Annotated in this window: 11 protein-coding genes and 1 pseudogene; 5 read left to right on the top strand and 7 right to left on the bottom strand. The window is 48.7% G+C overall.

Annotated elements, in window-relative coordinates; all coding sequences use genetic code 11:
• Window positions 1-4 precede the first annotated feature (4 nt).
• From lanM to NG665_RS02335, 5 genes and pseudogenes are all read right to left on the bottom strand, one after another.
• Entirely contained in the window at window positions 5-3055 is a 3051-nt protein-coding gene (gene lanM / locus NG665_RS02350; RefSeq protein WP_252673702.1) for a type 2 lanthipeptide synthetase LanM, read from the bottom strand.
• 143 nt (window positions 3056-3198) lie between these two features.
• The gene (locus NG665_RS08710) at window positions 3199-3342 is read right to left on the bottom strand and encodes a hypothetical protein (RefSeq protein WP_435366689.1); all 144 of its coding nucleotides are present in this window, start codon (window positions 3340-3342) and stop codon (window positions 3199-3201) included.
• Between the two features lie 1446 nt (window positions 3343-4788).
• Window positions 4789-5325, bottom strand: coding sequence for a transposase (locus NG665_RS02345; protein WP_252674067.1), 537 nt, complete (start codon window positions 5323-5325; stop codon window positions 4789-4791).
• 63 nt (window positions 5326-5388) lie between these two features.
• Window positions 5389-6625 (bottom strand): annotated as a pseudogene (locus NG665_RS02340) (IS3 family transposase).
• A 1186-nt stretch (window positions 6626-7811) separates the two neighbouring features.
• Entirely contained in the window at window positions 7812-9209 is a 1398-nt protein-coding gene (locus NG665_RS02335) for a glycoside hydrolase domain-containing protein (RefSeq protein WP_252674066.1), read from the bottom strand.
• Between the two features lie 503 nt (window positions 9210-9712).
• On the opposite strand from NG665_RS02335, the gene NG665_RS02330 reads away from it, so the two are divergent.
• The 3 genes from NG665_RS02330 (at window position 9713) to NG665_RS02320 (ending at window position 13434) form a co-directional block, all read left to right on the top strand.
• Window positions 9713-10330, top strand: coding sequence for a hypothetical protein (locus NG665_RS02330; RefSeq protein WP_252673701.1), 618 nt, complete (start codon window positions 9713-9715; stop codon window positions 10328-10330).
• 1229 nt (window positions 10331-11559) lie between these two features.
• Window positions 11560-13011, top strand: a complete 1452-nt coding sequence (locus tag NG665_RS02325) for a dihydrolipoyl dehydrogenase family protein (RefSeq protein ID WP_252673700.1) — start codon at window positions 11560-11562, stop codon at window positions 13009-13011.
• 198 nt (window positions 13012-13209) lie between these two features.
• Window positions 13210-13434: a hypothetical protein gene (locus NG665_RS02320; protein ID WP_252673699.1), complete on the top strand. Its 225-nt coding sequence runs from the start codon at window positions 13210-13212 to the stop codon at window positions 13432-13434.
• Between the two features lie 251 nt (window positions 13435-13685).
• Here NG665_RS02320 and NG665_RS02315 read toward each other — a convergent pair whose 3' ends face one another.
• Entirely contained in the window at window positions 13686-14357 is a 672-nt protein-coding gene (locus tag NG665_RS02315; protein WP_252673698.1) for a class I SAM-dependent methyltransferase, read from the bottom strand.
• A gap of 126 nt (window positions 14358-14483) precedes the next feature.
• Entirely contained in the window at window positions 14484-14714 is a 231-nt protein-coding gene (locus tag NG665_RS02310) for a (4Fe-4S)-binding protein (protein ID WP_252673697.1), read from the bottom strand.
• A 587-nt stretch (window positions 14715-15301) separates the two neighbouring features.
• Here NG665_RS02310 and NG665_RS02305 point away from each other — a divergent pair.
• Window positions 15302-17203, top strand: a complete 1902-nt coding sequence (locus tag NG665_RS02305) for a heavy metal translocating P-type ATPase (RefSeq protein ID WP_252673696.1) — start codon at window positions 15302-15304, stop codon at window positions 17201-17203.
• A gap of 254 nt (window positions 17204-17457) precedes the next feature.
• Window positions 17458-18126, top strand: a complete 669-nt coding sequence (locus tag NG665_RS02300) for a deoxynucleoside kinase (RefSeq protein ID WP_252673695.1) — start codon at window positions 17458-17460, stop codon at window positions 18124-18126.
• Window positions 18127-18300: the final 174 nt, after the last annotated feature.

The raw sequence follows: 18300 nt of genomic DNA, 5'->3' as shown, positions 1-18300 counted from the left end.
TATGTCACTCCCCACCTTTTGACAGGACTAGAATACTAGGAATATGCGCGTTTGTGAGCCTTAAAAGCGTGTACCCTATACCGGTAAGAGATTTAAATAGTCCTACGTTAGGGAAACCAGGACGAGTTTCCACCGCAAAAGCGCCGGCCATGTTCGCTCGATCTACCATTGCCCTCGCCAAGTCCCATGCGTACTCTATAAAGCGTTCTTCCCCAGATGCTTGGTACGCCGAAATTGCGGCGTCAATAGTACCGCAATTCCCATGACAGAGACAATCACTACGCATCAGGTCGTAGTTGAAGAATCCCGTAGCATCCGCAGCTAAAATCAATTCTTCCTTGTCGAGAACGCCACTCTGGACTGCATCGCTAACAACATGGAGGAAGCCGGCAATTCCTCTGCAATACGAGCGAATCCCCTCAAGACCCCAAGGGTGCTCGCCCACGACTTTCAAAACACTCTTCGCGACATCCGTGTGCCTCGGCGAGTCCATCTCCGTGCCGTATCTCATTAGACTCAACGCAAGACCTAATTGTCCATGTGCTACACCCGCATCGTTGAACGAAATCTTTGTAATAGATTCTGCAAGCTGATCGGCAAGGGCATGCGTAGGACCCAACCAAATGTCATCACCAGTTATCTCGTAGCAGTCAATTAATAACGGTAGCAGACTGGATACACCCGTCAGCCAAGAAAAATCATCAAACTTTCCGCTTTCCACGACACTTCGAATACTAGTCATGCCGTCAATCATAAATTTTCGATTTGTTCGGTTTTGGTTCAACGCGTACAGTTTAAGAGCAAATGGGACACTGGAAGTCGGACCAACAAATGCAGATAATCCGGGCGACATTGATGGTAGTGGAAGTAATAGTGTGTCGCGTATTCGCTCAGCCATTTGAAGATAATCTGCACGCCCTAATACATCTCCAAGTTGGAGATAAAATAAACCTACCCCTGCCATACCGGAGTACACATCACTTTGCAGGGGGACAGGGATGAAGTCATGGTCTTCATCCAAACTGAGCCACGAAACAGAATTGTCGATATTCGATTGGACTGAGCATCTCACACCTGCATCGGCAATTTTAGAAATCGTATCTTTGAACATTGCAAGCGATTGTTCATGGTTCTTGCTACGTGAAAATCCGTGAAAATCTGAATCCAGTGAATCTGCAGATGTCGCCTCATCCACCGAACCAATCTTGGCACGAATTAGAGTTTTTTGCGCATTGACGGACAATGCATCAACGCCCGTACGAAGATGGTGAACCACAATACGTTGTGCGCTTTCCTCGAATGCATTGTCGATGCGATTGCCAAGAGAATCTATTATGTCGGTGGAATTTATGGGGGTCGTGAAATACGGCACATCACCATGAGACATGTCGTAATACTCGGCTAGATAAATTTCAGGCGAAATGCCTGGCATTGCGAATAGATTTTCAAAAATCTTATCGGACTCGCGGCGATCTTGCATACAGCTCGGGTGTAGTGAAAAGTCAAGTAGTCTAGCGTAAGAACTAGTAGCCCGGATTAGAACTCTACTTTCAGCATCGCTGAAGCCTTGAACAATCTTCACTAGTTCATCGGCACAATGTGAAATGCAGTCAAGGGCAGAGGTGAAGCCTAGCAACACTTCATCTGTGTATTTACGATAGTCCGTAACCGAATCACCATGTCGAATTTGATTCTTAGCAGCCGGCACGACACCTGAACTACGTTCAAATCGCACATTCACATTGTCTACGTCCTTAAGAACCAGCACGCCATCAACATTCTGTTCACCAGCACTAATAGCGCCTAAATCAACACTTCTGAGCGAAGCGTCAAGATATATCTTGCTTGGTAATAATATTGAGCTTGTAACAAATCGTGCTGCTTGTTTCAATACTTCAGCAGATGCTTTTGAGAAGCCACTAGTATCAAAACTAAGTCGATTTGCGATGAAAGTTTCCGCATCAACAATGATGGGGTGTTCACCCGAGATGACAAGATTTTCCATATGCAAATCTGTGAACTGAAAAATATAACTTATTCCCAATAATTCACCAAATCGGCGATAGGCTCGTTGCACTTGGGTATGACTCTCGCACGGAAGGTAAGAAACCTCTCGCGAAATAGAAAACCCGTTGAACCACCAGATTTTAGGAAGCGAAAGTGGCAAAAGGTCGCTATAGTTATTGAGATGCTCGACCACTTGGTGAAATAATTTCTCTGACTTTAAAACGTGAGGTTTGTAGTACATTACGTCATCAGTTTCAGTTTGAACTCGCGCAACGGTACGCCCTCCACGATGAGTATCCCCTTCTCCTATTGTGATGTTACTAATGCGGCAAGTTCGGCTAAGACCAATCTGGGAGGAAACATCAGTGAGATTCCTGCACATCTCTAAGGTGAAATCAATGTGGCGGCTAGTCGTTTCGCTCATACAGCGCGCTAAATTCGGATATTCAGAATAAAAGGTTTCAAGATTTTGACGTTGCGCGTATGTGGAAAGAAAGTCGACCAAACGTTCACCTGTTTCGTCGTTGCTACCATCTACTACCCCGTGTACCTGTAACGCATGAATTACGCATCGCACGCAAAGGCGATGAAGCGAACTGGCCAAGTTGATAATAAATGATTCGAGAATCCGCTCAGTAAAAATATTTGATGCGTTAATATAGGGTGTTACGGACTCAACTAGACGAGAAATGAATGGCGCATAGAGTAGCGCATAACCAACTTCAGCAGCCTCATCGAAATTATGATTTTGCATGTCAAGGTAGATGTCCTTAAACCAATGTGACCCCTCAACAGCTTCGGCGAGAACTGTTTTAACTTCTGAATCTGGATTTGGGTCGCTCGCCATCGAGATTATCTCTCGCGAAAACTTTCGCATAGACATCACAGAGCTCATCTGGTCATTGGTTAGCGATTTCTTTCGTTCAATCCACTGAAACCAAGCCAGCTCTACGAATCGAGGCTCGAGCCGATCATCCTCTATGGCGCGCTGGATAGCTACACAGCGTTCATTGAGGTCGAGTGCACCAATAAAATTTAACGGATCCATTACTACTTTCCTATCGTTTCAATTTTTGCACTGGTGTTGAGAACGTCGATTCAAATCGGAGCTACAACGTTTTACACTTTTAGAAGTTGGGGTGTGAACTAGAAGTTAAGTCACACCCCAACTTCTAAAAAATAATTAGCATGTCAGTCTCTACATTTTGTCCAAGCGGACGCAACGAAACTGACAGTCCAGCTAACTAGTGCCCCCGAGACGGCCTTGCTAACAGTCGCACAAGGGACGGACGAGGTTGTTACTGTCGGTGTCGCATTTGGTGTGATTCCACCCATTGCGCCCGTAACAAAGTCCATTTCCTCCTGCGACAGCCCCTCGAAGCTGGGACCGAGTTCTTCGTGTTGTTTCATGACATTTACCTCCTTATATGCACCGCTTTGTGTATGAAACTAGTCCCGAGAGAGCAGAAACACCTCCACTAATACAGACCCAGGAACTAGTGGTGATATTGATACATGGAAATGAACTGGTTGTCACGGTAGGTGTTGCATGGGGTTGTGCTGAACCATTCGCTCCCGTAATGAAGTCCATTTCCTCTTGCGTAAGTTCTGTGAACGAGGCGCCAAAATGTTCGCTGTTCATAATTAATCCTTCCAAAGTAAAATAAGCTATAACCAACCTTGTGTGTAGGTGAGAAGCCCTAAGACCCCCCCTATTCCGAGACCCAGCAAGAGCCACACATCGCACCTCCATAGAGAGCGATCTTCATCGGTTTTATGGCTCGAATCGAAGTTCTCTTTTTGTTTTGTCACCGATTTCTCCTTTCTGTTAGAGAGTTGATCATTCATCTGATTTTCTGTGGGCTTCAGCGAGAATGCAATCCGGCGACGATCTTGTTTGGTGGCGCTAACCGCTCGGGTGTTACTTGTCCTCTGTAGCGGAGGATGAGTGATGAGAGTTGCCAATACCTAGCTGGTTGAGACCTCTTGAAAAAGTGCGTTCAATACACGGTCGCTGTACGTTTGAACCCTGATGCCTATAACGTCAGACCACCTCCCTAGGCTGATTTTGCAGATACTCCATCGTGCCTGCACACCTAAATATTACATGAATATTAAGCCTAAAGAAAACTGAATTTCCATAATTTTTGAGGGTTAGCGCCCCAATCGAGTTCAAAGCCGATAAGCTCGTGGCAGCCATTTTCCACGGCACGAATTGCGTACGAGATAACTGTCAGCCAGCCCAGATATCCCCCCCCTAGTGACGTGACTACAACCAGATACTTACCACTCGGGATAAGGACTTTGCCAACATCCAAAAGCACTTGAACGATAATGGAATATAGGAATTCACTTGAGAAGCCCCCTCGCTTATTACTCGCTAACGCGAGCCTGCTCGCAGACCCCCTCAGCCAAGAACGCGCGCCACCCCAACGAGCAGAACAGCGAAGAACGCTAGATCGCCGAGGCTAGAACACGCCAGCTAACAGCCCTACATACAACAAAACCCCTGTTCAAAAGAGGTTTACTTGGCGCATACAGCTTTTATCATTTTCGACGTCTAAGTATCCACTTAGACGTCGAAAATGATAAGTCGGCGTTTGCGTTAGCCCTTATGCCCCAAGGGGGTCAAGAAAAACACTTCCATTAGCGAGTGTTTAGCGCGTTAGCTCTGACCTGCGGAAACACTTCCCGAGCACAATCGCTTCCCTGTTGCCACGATTTCTGGGCATGAGAAAAGCGGCTCTTCGCGTTTTAGCGGCTCTTCGGATTTTGGCGGGGTTAGGGGAAGATTGTGTTGAGGAGTCGCCAGTTGGGTTTGCCTGCGTAGAGAAGGCATCTGATGCGGTAGTTGGTGAAGTTGGTAAATCCGTAGCCGATTCTTTTGATGCGTTTGATGAGGTTGTTCATGGCTTCGGTGATCGAGTTCGATAGGCGGGCGTGGTGGTAGGCCAGGATCTGGTGATACCAGTTTTTAAGTGTTCGGCTAAGTTGTTGGATTTCTTGGGGCATGAAGTCCTGGCTGGTGTGGTTGATGAGTTGATCAAGCATGGTTTGAGCGGTGGTGATGTTGTCTTGAGCGTAGAAATTTCGGAGGCGTTCTTTGACACGGTAAGCGATAGCGACTTCACCATGAGGGTCTCCTAAGCGTAAAAGTGATTCGATCCGATGTTGTGTTTTATCGGTGAGTTTTTCTTGTCCGTAGACAAGTTGGCGTCTTATACGGTAGAGCGGGTCGGTTTTTCGTCCGCGGTGTCCAAGTGTTTGTTGTTGAACACCCCGGCGTACACGATCAAGGGCTCGGTTAGCTAATGTGATGACGTGGAAGTGGTCAGCGACTTGGGTAGCGTGTGGTGTGATGAAGTGCCCCGGGTTTTGTTCCTAGGCACGTGCCTTGATTTCTATTATTTCATGGCCGGTGTTGCCGTTCCAAAACTCCTGTTCAACCTCAGCCGGTGTACGGTAGCCCAAGCTCTGGTGAAGTCGTGACTCGTTCCACCACGAAACCCATTCAAACGTCGCGATTTCTACGTCAACCACGTCCGCCCATGACCGCCTATGAATCAGCTCATTCTTGTAAGAACCGTTGACGTTCTCAGCCAAAGCATTGTCATAGGAATCGCCAACCGTCCCTGTCGAGGCAGTAATCCCATGCTCGGCAAGACGCTCATTGTAAACAATGGACACATACTGCGAGCCGTGGTCTGAATGGTGAATCAGCCCAGTTGTTTTCTTCGCACATACGATCGCCTGATTGAGCGCCTGCAACGGCAACGCTTCAGTTCGCATTGAACCGACTAGCGCCCACCCGACAATCCGTCGGGAGAACACATCGGTCACAAAAGCGGTGTAGACAAACCCCTTACGGGTACGGACATAGGTAATGTCACCCCACCCACAACCGATTCGGCCTCGGAGCTCGAAATTCACGTTTCACCAAGTCCGGGCGAGTATCTAGCCCCCGAGGTTTGCGAGTTGTCACAGGCAAGCGGCCCTTACCTTTACCACTAACTCCAGCAAGGCGCATCAAACGAGCGGTTTGCTCACGACCAATATCGATCCCCTCATGGCGCAACGCGTGCCACATCTTACGAATCCCGTAGACATTGTAGTTACTTTCATGAACCTCAACGATATGCACTATCGGCAGCAGCATCACGCAGGCTACGAGCACTCACACCACGGGATTTTGATTGACGATAGCCACGAGAAGTGATGAAACCACCAACACGGTGAGTGTTTAACGTCTTGCAGATGAACTCGACAGAGAAACGATTTCGATACTCATCAATGAACCGAATCATTTCCGACGTTTCGGGTCGAGTTCCGACGCGAAAAAAGCCGACGCTGCTTTCAACAACTCATTAGTATCGCGAAGCTCCTGATTTTCACGGCGTAGCCGCGCATTTTCGACTTCCAAGTCCTCCGGCAAGCGTTCAAGAACGCGTCCTTCACGACGAGCTACCTGAGTCCATTGCCGAGCAGTGTGCCAAGAAACACCTAGTTTCGGTGCCACAATCTTGCACGCTTCTTGCAAGGAAACATTCTCCGCCACAATACGGTCTTCTACCAAGCGGACGACGCGATCCTTCGCATCCTGATCAAATTTCTTTGGCATAGTCCAGATTATCCCATCTACTCAAACGGAACAAAACCTGGGGCACTTCAACGGCTTCCATTGCAACACATACGCACTAATCGCTCTAGCTGTAGCACTACACTCCGGGCTATACACATCCAAGCAAACCACCCAAATAAGCTCCATCTGGTTTTGGAGAAAATCATACAAGCAGAACTTTACACAACACTATGGAAGCGCCCAGTGAACACCGATACTCGCAAACAAGTTTGATAGTTTGGCGGATTCTAGTGGTGGTTACAACGTCTTTGTTTCAACTGCTGAGTTCTAGTATATATTTAGACAAAACATGCTAAGGCGTGCGACTACTAATTCTGCTTCTACGGTACAATGTCCCGCAAAACGTGAGGGAGCTGCAAAATGAGAAAGACAGCTATGCTTCTTTGTCCACTACAGCATATTTTGCTGGCGCGTGGCTTTTCTGTTTCCGCTCGATGGTGTTGGTTCCTTAGCTCATATTGATTCTATTTCTCGACTTCTGAGCCAGTTTTCCATTCCCACCGTTTGCGCTCTTGTTGCTGGTGGTGTGGCACTTGGACAAGACTCAATCAATTATTCATAAATGAATTCAGCTAGCTTTCGGCAAGCGGTCAGACACATTTCTTCCTTGAATATGGAGGCAGAAAAATGAAAGAGCACAACGTTAAGTACGAGCATTCATTACCGCCAACACGCGCTACTATCCTCAAATATTGCGCTGTTATAGGCTCATCCCAGTTATTCGCTTTTATGATGTTCCACTTCGTAAGTAAAGTGAATGAAGCAGAAGACTTTCTAGTTTCCATACTTGAAATTAGTTCGCTGACAATATTGTTTGGTTTGTTCCTCAAAAGCGGAATTTTGCCCGCTATGGCGATAGCGTTCCTACTTATCACCGCCGCGGTTTTCACGACAGTCGGGATACGCACGCGCACGTACAACCTGTCTATGTTTTCTGCACTCTCCAGTATGAGCTTAGGCGTGATGTTGTATTCTCCAACCGTGAGTAGAATTGTTTTGTTAGACACATATCCAATACTGCAGGTGCCCGTCGTTGTTCCTATCCTTTTCGCAGCTCCTCTCGCGTCTCTTGTCTTGCACAGATTGATTCGAAAAAGTAACTAAGGGGTCTGCGATATTTTTGCTATAGTGCGTTCTTATCGCAGGCCCCTTAGCTATCTACGGGTTACTCGAAACAGCGTTTTGCTAGAGCAGCTGACACTGGTTCAACGAAATCTACAGGAGTTAGATCAGATAGCTTTGCGGTAACGCCAATTGCTGTGTATTCTTTTGTTCCTCCATAATAGGATCCGGACATGACGGATGCGAATGTTTTGGCCGCTTCGAATTCGTTTGAGGCGCCAACAGACTCAGCGATCACTCTGAAGCGGTATGAACCTTGTGGGAGAGCCATGAAATATGATTGCATGCAATTGCTCAGCAAGTGTTTTCCAGAGAAATTAACATTTGTCAACATGCGGTGTAGAGCTATTGCATCGGCGTCCGCACAAAGATCCATTCGACTGAATTCGTTACGAACTTGCTGCTGACTTTTTGTTCCGGCCGCGTTTGTCGCCTCTCCCTTGAGTATGAGATTTGAAAACTCAAGCCACAACTCAGGGGTCGAGTCTTTCTTTCCTACTAGCGCATCTGCGACTTGAAACCTTTGAATCTTTACGGGCGGGTGAGCGTTGTTAAACTGCTCAACATATCGTACGTTTTTCATCGCGGTTGCCAGGTCACCCGCCCACCCCGTAAATTCTCGAGGAATGATCTTGTCATTATTGTATCCCAAAATTACCACGAATAGATGTGCCATGTCGAGACGCTGACCACTAATATCCGTTATCGTTACTTCGCTTGAAGATAGTTTCACATAACGGTCCAGCTGTTGCAGAATTTGTGCCGCAACTCGATCGGATCTCAACGCTTCGTTATCCTTTGTGCGATACGATTGCGCCGAAACCGTCCATTTAAATGCGCTACTGTAGCCACTATTCAGGTAATGAGCTGAAAGCAAATTTAGAATGACGGTAGCAATGTTTTCTTTCACCCATGTCTTTTCACCGTTCACATACTGAAGATTCCATCCAACTTTGCCACTGGCTTGCAGATCGGCAACCCGGTTTTCCAAATGCCAAATAAGACTGGTCATATCAAGCTGTGAGTATTGCGTACTGGGGTTGATCTGTTTACCAGCAACATCACCTGTACCGGCGTAATGAATCACACCTTGAGTGGAAATAACTTGATCAACACCGCCAAATTTTGGCGAATAAGCCACTCGATCGAGATCCCACTTTCCTCGGTATCCGCTGATTTCGTGGAATTGGTCGAATACCCAGTTGTTTGGGATTGGGAATCCCAGGTTTCCTGAAAAGCCTGTGGACATGTCTGAAACAAAGGACGCTACTGCGTATCCTGCTTGTGATACGCGGCTGCAGATATTTCTTGAGGCATAGATCCCTACTCGGTATCCTCCACCAAGACTTTGAGTTACTGCCTGGAAGTACGGAAGGATATGGCTGGGCAACCTACTTCGACCTCGCGACGAATCGACACCCATCAAGCGCTTCAGAACCATCACACGCACGCTCCAAGCGAATCCATCACATGAGGAAGAAAACGAAACCCTCACTGAACTCATCGCCGAAGCACTCAACCAAGGCAGCATCGAAACGACTCGAGTACTTCAGCCACTTAAACGGTCCGATGAAACACCCCACTCGAGCTGAACAGCCGACGAAAGAGATGAACCGCACCCTTCTTCGCAGAGCAACGCAACTCTTCAGTACAGGACAACTCTAGGGCGGCACCAGAATGCTGTAAGCTGAAGTCTACAACTCGCCCATAAACAACAAGACCCCTGCTCAACTGTGATTCAAGGATTCGAGAAGTCTTATCATTTTCGACGACTTTGTTGCCGTTGAACGATTGGAAATTGTTAGTCGGCGGTTACATTGGCGCGGCTCTGGCCCGTTATCTCCGCATAGCAAAAGTTTCAGCATTTACTTTTCACTTTCAGTATCAGTTATACCAATTCATCTGTACAGAAAATATGTCGGTGGTGGGTTCTAGAATAGAGATATGTCCACAACGATCAACATCTACCCCACGACGAATATTTTCCCACTCGTGGAAGAAACCCGTGCACGGAGTCAAGAACTGTTCCAATCGTTGCTCCACCAATACATGATTGAATCAACGATTGAGATCAAAGCGTTCTACACCTATGCCAATTATTCAAAACTTCACTACGCCGAGCTAGATCTACGCTGGACCCCAGGCTTAGAGATTGGCTTTAGCTATTGGATTGACGGTAAATGGGATTCGAGTTCATGGCCAAGCTGTTTGCCAGTTGAAGATGATGACCTGATCACCGCGGAGGATTTAATCTACCCGTTTAGCTCCAAGCCCGAGCATCTAGGTCAGTGGGCCATTGTTGAAGAGTTCGAAGACGTACTACCTCCTGAAGTTCTGAAGAAACTGCTCGCTCAAGATCATTACTGGTCCGAGTACCGGAATGTAGCTACGCCAGCTGTCGCCTCAATCGGCTACGGCTTCGTTGCCATTGCACTAGCTGAAGCAACAAACGGTATTCTCGCCTCATTTGACGGCGCATTTGAAGAACCTAACATCCAAACGGCTCAAGATTTTCTCTCGTGGTGGGGTGAACGCCACGTCGGGTTGCTACTGCGAAGCTAGTGCCACGACACTCAACCCCGAGATCACCAAGTAAGCTTCACTATTTTAAGATCTATGTCTTGGAGGATTTCGATGAAAATAGGCTCTTCGCGTTTTAGTGGGGTCAGGGTGGATCATGTTGAGGAGTCGCCTGTAGGGATTGCCGGTGTAGCATAATGGCCGAGTGTAGTAGTTAGCGGGCATGGTGTTTCCCTGATTCTGGGGCGTTAGTGTTTAACCCGGATGCTCAGCTCTGACCCATAGGCGGAACACAGCCTACTTGCCATACCGTCTAGCCTCTGAATATCTCTTCCAAACCGCCGATGATCCTAGCTAATACCTCACAACTACTTCTCATCTTGTCTAATAAACCCATAACTACCACTTTTATTCTGCTTACTAGCCCGCAGCAATCTATAACTGACGTTTTTCGCGCCGACCACGCCATAAAAACCGTTTATCTTGTCGGCCAATCCGCAGCAATCTACTTAAACAGCCGCACCCGACCAACCGAACCCGGTTTTATTCTGAAATGTCGGGTTTTCGAGGCTGGTGATGAGGTTGGCCTGTCGCAAAACCGGGGTATTTGGGGCGATGTCCTCGTATACGGGGTCATCACCCCAAATACCCCGGTTTCGGCACAACTTATACTCCTATCCGGACTGGAAGCAGGCTGGATAGGAGGTGAAACGGGATTGTAGAGGCTGGTAGAAAGTCGGATTTGGCTGGACTGGTTGCTAGTTGCGATGGATTTGGACGGATTGACCGCTGGTTAAGCCGAGCCCATATCAAGAGTGAGCTAACAAATGTGTTTTCTTCCATGCACTCATGCTTTGAGCGCACTGAGCTAAAACGCTTCTCCTAGCTGATCCATGGCTTCACAAAACATTAAAGAATCAGCAATACACGCAATGGTGAGACGAAAACGCGAACGTCTTTCCCGCTAACTAGCCAAGACACAATTTTTGTAGGATAAAACTGGTGAAAGCAGCGTCATACTTTCCGATCCTGCGTCAAGCCTGGGCATGCTTTCACCGTTTTTCATATACCGTATCCCACCAACGCCCATGCCAAGACAAGTAATAGCAGAACTACCCTTTGAGGTCTAGCGGCACCTCGCCGATGCGGCATACGGCAACTCTGTAAAGCCCACAACACCTATGTTATTAAGGTCTGAACAATCACCACATTAAGGTCCAAACAATCACCATATTCGACGTTGGGGTAGCAAGAGGGTGTACTGTAGGTATATGAATGATCAAACTATAGATGTCGTTGTAATCGGTGCCGGGCCTGTAGGCGAAAACGTGGCACAGTACGCCCACGAAGGTGGACTCTCCGTACTCCTTGTTGACGAAGAGCTCTTCGGTGGCGAGTGCTCCTACTATGCATGTATGCCAAGCAAGGCACTCCTTCGTCCCGTCGATGTGGCTCACACAACCCGTCACCTACAAGGCGTCAGCGATGGAAGCCTAGACTCACAAGAAATGATGGCTCGGCGCGATTACTGGGTAAACAACTACGACGATGGCTCCCAGGTAACGTGGGCACGCGATACCGGTCTAGAAGTAGCACGAGGACGCGCACGCATCATCGGAGAAAAGCTCGTTGAAATTACTCCAGTGGGTGAAGAAAAATCCGATACGGACTCACACGCTTCTACCCCTTACACTGTTCACGCTCGTGTAGCAGTTGTCCTCGCTACCGGCTCGACACCGGTAATTCCGCCTATGTATGAAGATCTGCAGGCGTGGGGATCGCGTGACGCAACCGGCGTCGTTGAAATTCCTTCTCGTCTAATTATTGTGGGTGGCGGCGTTGTGGCAATGGAGGCAGCAGCCTGGATGCAAGCCATGGGAAGCCAAGTGACAATGCTTGTGCGCGGGCCATCGTTGCTCGAGGCGAGTGAACCTTTTGCCGGCAAGTTCGTCCAAAAATCACTCGAAGACCAAGGCATCGACGTCGTCACTAACGTCGAAGTAAGATCAGTCAAGCGAGATCCCAGCTCCAACCCGAATACAGAAATCGGACGGATTCACGGTGGCACGGTACACGTCGACGTCGATATTGCTGACGCTTCGAACGGGAGTGTTGCGAAGACTTTCGACGCCGATGAACTACTGCTCGCAACTGGTCGCCGCCCGGCGGTAGACAATGTTGGACTCCAAAGCGTTGGTTTGACCCCTGAGGATGTGCGCGCAGGAAACCTTCCCGACTGGCTACATGCAATCGGGGACGCCGGACCAGGCGCATCGCTAACCCATCAGGGTAAATATGAAGCGCGAATGCTCGGCGCGAAACTCTCCGGTATGCAACAAACACCCGCAATCGGTCCGGTTCCTGTTCCACAGGTAGTGTTTACTGATCCGCAGGTCGCGTCGGTTGGATTGACCGAAAAACAAGCGGTTGAGCAAGGACACGAAGTGGCCACCAGCGAGGTTGAACTTAGTTCAGTTGCTGGAGTTGGATTGTTGCGTGATGACGTCGAAGGCAAAGCAAAACTCGTGGTAGATGCCCAAACCGGCGTAGTGCTCGGCGCTACATTCGTCGGTCCAGATGTGGCAGAACTTCTCCATCCGGCTACGGTTGCGATCGTTGGCGAGCTTCCGGTGCGTGTTTTACGCCATGCTGTGCCGGCTTATCCTACGTCGTCTGAAGTATGGCTCCGCCTGCTTGAAAAATTCCCGGTAAATCTCAGATAACGGGACAGTGACGCGGCAGCGTGGTGATGGATTCTTCACGATAAGCACATCATCACGCGGCCCGTGACTAAATCGCCCAATTCGAATGGCGTGCTAAACCTCGTCACACACCTTAGCCAGTCGGTTCCGAAGTCAACTGGAAACGGCACAATCGAGATAGAATCGTCTCTTGGAACATTCGGTACCGAGGAGGTCATCATGTCTCAACCGCGCGCTGCTTCGCGTTCGTTCAAGATAGCAGGAGCCTTCTTTCTCCTCGCCATAGCGTGTATTGCTTTCGTTTATGATATGCCACGTTCGGCTCTGGCAGTTACTGGAATGCTATTCATTATCTCTGCAATCATTGGATACGCCTTCGTTTTTCAAGGCATCTACCGCCTCGTCGAACAGTTAGTCACACGGCGAATGAAAAGCAAAAAATAAACCAAAAACCAGGTGTATCCTTGACAGGATCCGAGCACAACCACATCGGTACTAAATCCGGGGTTTACGGGGAGACAGGCCCGAATAGCTTGATATCCCCCCGTCTACCTCGGTTTCATACACACGCTGCGCATTAAGTGGCATGGACGTTTGGTAGATACCCACGTTCCTACACACACTGCGAACAATAAGCGACAGCCACTACTCATAAGGCTGTTTTTACGCATGTTCTACAGCTATCTGCGCTTTATTTAATCGTGTTTTTGGGCAACGATGATAGCATCGACGGGTTTATCGCGGCGGCCTGCATCCGAGCGGCGTTCCACATCGGTTCGCTCAACATCTTCAGCTCTCGAAATGAAATACCCTAGGCGATGCAATTCGGCACGCAGTTCTGCTACGTCCCACAACGTTTTAGGATCGGGTGGACCGCCAACATCTCGACCAGCTTGCTTGCGCGAGTGACCAACAAGCACTATTTGTCCACCAGGTTTTATCCACGTATCAATATTTGCGAGCTGTTGGGGAAGTGAAAACTCGGGCTGATGGAGGTAGGCCACTAGAACGAGATCAACAAGTTGAGAAGGCATATAGGTGCGAACATCACCAAATGTCCAGTCGATGCGTGAACTAATATCCGTTTCTTTTCCGATATGTGAGTGATTTTGTGGAGTCTGACGGTGATGTTCAACCAGACTCTGCGCAGATTCTAGTGCGATCACTGAATACCCACGGCGAGCTAGTTCTTTCGAATGACGTCCCTCTCCTGCCCCAACATCAATTGCAAGGAGTGGTTGGCTATGGGAGTCTTGAGGTTGGCCACTCATTGAGTCGAGTGCTTGGACGACTAACAGTGCTGGCTCGTCGGAAAATAACTTCTGCCCAGTTTCAATAGCAGCACGGTATCGTTGATCCCATGTCATAACAGACCTACTTCATTCATTTCTATTTGCTCACGATTTTACGCCATACCTTTAATCTAGCGCATGATAGCTGCATCAATCGCAACCATGGGCAGTTGTGAACTGCTCACCCCTCATCCCAAGAAGCTAGGCAACTTCAAGACGTTCGAGAATGAGCGCACCAGATGGGCACCGGGCGATAACATCGGCAAGATGGTGAGCGTCTTGAGCAGTAGTTACACCGGACTGGTTAATCCAAGGACGGGCATTTACATTAAAAACCGAAGGCATCCCGCGAACACATTCCCCTGCATGTTCACAGATCTCTCGATCAAAGCTCACATCAGTTAAGGTTCCGTTGTATAGTTTGCGCGTCATAGCAGTTCCTTCTTTCCTGACACGGGCGAATAAGTTTTACACCAACCATAATAGTACAATTTTCAACTTTATCAATCCCGCTAAGCATCGAATAAGATCCGCGCGCCCACCAGCTAGACCTGTGCACATCAACCAGGACGGGTGACCCATCTTCACAGACAATCTCTCTGTGCGTTAGAGCCTTCTTTTCTGTGCGTTAGAGCCTTCTTTTCTGTGCGTTAGAGCCTTCTTTTCTGTGCGTTGCGACCTTCTTTCTGTGCGTTACAGCCTTCTTTTTATACGTTGCTCGTGCGCACGGGGAGAGATTATTCTCTGCGAATAAACCATTGTTCCCACGAGTGCCCATGATTACGATCAATAGTGATTATTACGCCCAATAAGAGCTTCGTAACCTCTCATTACCCGGCCATAAAAGAGAGAAAGCACGTTTATAGATGCCACCGCACGATCAGCACCGCGCCACTGAGACTCACCACTCACACCACACCGGCCACTCAAACCATACAGACCACACCAGCCACTCAAACCATACGCACCACGCCGGCCACTCACATCACGTCGCCATGTTCCGTAACCTATTTTGGATCATGCTAGCGTTATCAATTCCTACAACAATCTTTAGCTCCACGTTTGCCAGTTTTATTGGCTATGAGCTCCCCACATCTACCCTGATAACCTGGATCTCTCCGGTTCTAGCAACCATCATCTACGTTTGGGGTGGAAAACCATTTTTATCCGGAGCGCTCTCCGAAATCAGGTCACGCCGCCCTGGAATGATGCTACTCATCGCATTGGCTATTTCAGTGGCTTTCTTCGCTTCCCTAGCCAGCACACTCAACCTCATTACACTCCACCTCGATTTTTGGTGGGAACTAGCTCTCCTGATCGTTATCATGTTGCTCGGGCACTGGATCGAGATGCGCTCACTTGCCCAAACTTCTTCTGCACTTGAATCTCTCGCTTCGCTTTTGCCCGACGAAGCAGAACTCATCGAAGGCGAAACCATTACCGTCGTCCCAGTTCATGACCTGCAGCCTGGTGATATAACGCTCGTGCGCCCCGGTAGCGCAGTACCTGCCGATGGAAAGATCCTCGAAGGCACAGCTCACGTAGACGAATCAATGATCACCGGCGAATCAACCCCGGTAAAACGTAGCGTTGGCGAAACCGTGGTGGCTGGCACCGTCGTCGCCGATTCCGCACTCCACCTCGCTGTCAGCGCAACCGGAGAAAATACTGCACTAGCCGGAATTCAAAAACTGGTCCTCGACGCCCAATCTTCAACCTCACGCGCCCAACTTTTAGCCGACCGCGCAGCTCAATGGCTTTTCTGGTTTGCCCTCAGCGCAGCTCTGATCACGTTTATCGTATGGAGCGCCCTAGGTAACCCCACTAGCGCATTGACGCGAACCATCACGGTGCTCGTCATTGCCTGTCCACACGCGCTCGGACTCGCAATCCCTCTGGTGGTGTCAATCGCAACGCAGCGTGCCGCTCAAGCCGGCGTTCTTATCAAAGACCGCCACGCACTGGAAAACATGCGCACTGTCGATACTGTGTTCTTCGACAAAACTGGCACCCTGACCCAAGGGCACCCGTCGGTTACCGCTATACATAGCACTATTGACGACGACGAACTTCTGGCACTAGCAGCCGCGGTGGAGTATCGTAGCGAACATCCTTTGGCTCGTGCGATCGTTACTGCCGCAGCTGAGCGTAGTCTTGATATTCCAGATTCTAGTGAGTTCCAGATGGAAGCTGGTGTTGGGGTTCATGCGCTAGTTGACGGCCGCACGATATCGGTGGGTGGCCCGGCATTGCTTGCTCAATATAATCACGATGAGCTTCGAATCGCTGCCGAATGGAAAAAAGAAGGCGCAATAATTTTGCATGTGCTCGACGAAGAAAAGGTGCTTGGCGCTGTGCGGCTAGCTGACGATGTCCGTCCCGAATCGCGTCAGGCTATCGAAGAATTGCATGCGCGCGGTATCGGGGTGGTTATGATGACTGGCGACGCCGAAGCGGTTGCACATACCGTAGCGCATAACCTTTCCATCGATCGTGTTTTCGCCGGTGTTAAACCTGACGGGAAAGCAGAAACAGTTCGCCACGTACAACGTGAAGGCCGGTTCGTGGCTATGGTCGGCGATGGGGTTAATGACGCTCCAGCACTTGCACAAGCCGACGTCGGCATTGCTATCGGTGCTGGTACCGATGTAGCGATTAGCTCCGCTGGCGTTATTCTCGCCAGCTCTGATCCACGTGCAGTACTTTCAATTCTCACGTTATCAGATGCCTCGTATCGGAAGATGAAGCAAAACCTGTGGTGGGCTGGCGGATACAACCTCATCTCGGTGCCATTGGCTGCCGGAATCCTGGCTCCTATCGGATTTACGATGCCGATGAGTGTTGGCGCCCTCCTCATGTCTGCGTCAACGGTGATCGTCGCGCTCAACGCCCAACTTTTACGGCGATTAAAACTGCGCTAAGTTCGTGCAAGATTGCCCGTTATTTACCGGTGTTTATGCGCACCGAGAGCAGTGTAACCTCAATAAGAAATAGACGTACCACAACGCGATTGATACTACATATCGCCTACCTGCTGACGATTAACCCTACATTTAGCGGATCTCCTCACATCTGATTACCAAGCAGTTAGGCTAGTAGCGTACTAAAATTAACGCCGTATAGATTATGTACCGCATTTTCCGCAGTGGAATGTTGATAAGCATTAAGGAGAACCATGCTCGTCGTTGGAGGGATGATCGGGGTTGGTAAAACAACTCTCGCATCAATTATTGCAGCAGATCTCAACATAGATCTTTATACGGAAAACGTCGAAGGTAATGATATTCTCCCTCTTTTCTATACTGCTTCAGAAGAAGAGCAAAACCGCAAACGTTATCCTTTTCTACTACAGTTAGAGTTTTTAACGTCACGGTACCGCGATATTAAGCACGCCTTATTCGCTGGACCATCAATTATGGATCGCTCAATCTATGAAGATTGGTATTTCGCAAAAGTTAATACTGATCTCGGGCGAATCTCACCTGAAGAGTTTAAACTCTATGCGAAAATTCTCGATGAAATGATGAAGGAGATTTCACAGTTTCCAAAGAAAGCTCCCGATCTAATGATCTACCTCCATGCGTCTTTTGAGACCATTTTGGAACGCATTGGCTCGCGCGGTCGCGATTTCGAGCAAGACGATAAACTTGTGTCGTATTATCGATCGTTATGGGAGGGCTACGATGATTGGGTGCACAACCATTACGCCGCCTCCCCTGTCTTGCTCGTCGATGCTGATCAGTTCGATTTCTATCGGGCTGAAGATCGCAAACATCTTGTAGATAGCGTGAAGAACTTACAACATAACCCAACTGGTCAATATATGACGTTAAATCGTCCGTAGTAGAGCAAGAACAAGAACATTTTGCTCAATGTCTAGTTGAGAGCTCTGAGCCGATAGAGCTAACTCCAGAAATATTCTAGGAATATAGGTGAAGGTGGAGACATAAAATTGTCTCCACCTTCACCTATAGCGGTATGCTTTTGGCCGTTAAGCCATGCTTTTAGTTTGAACAGA

The sequence above is a fragment of the Arcanobacterium pinnipediorum genome (assembly GCF_023973165.1).
GTDB classification, from domain to species: Bacteria; Actinomycetota; Actinomycetes; order Actinomycetales; family Actinomycetaceae; genus Arcanobacterium; species Arcanobacterium pinnipediorum.
The sequence above is the reverse complement of the archived record's forward strand: the minus strand, read 5'-3'. Positions and strand labels throughout refer to the sequence as shown.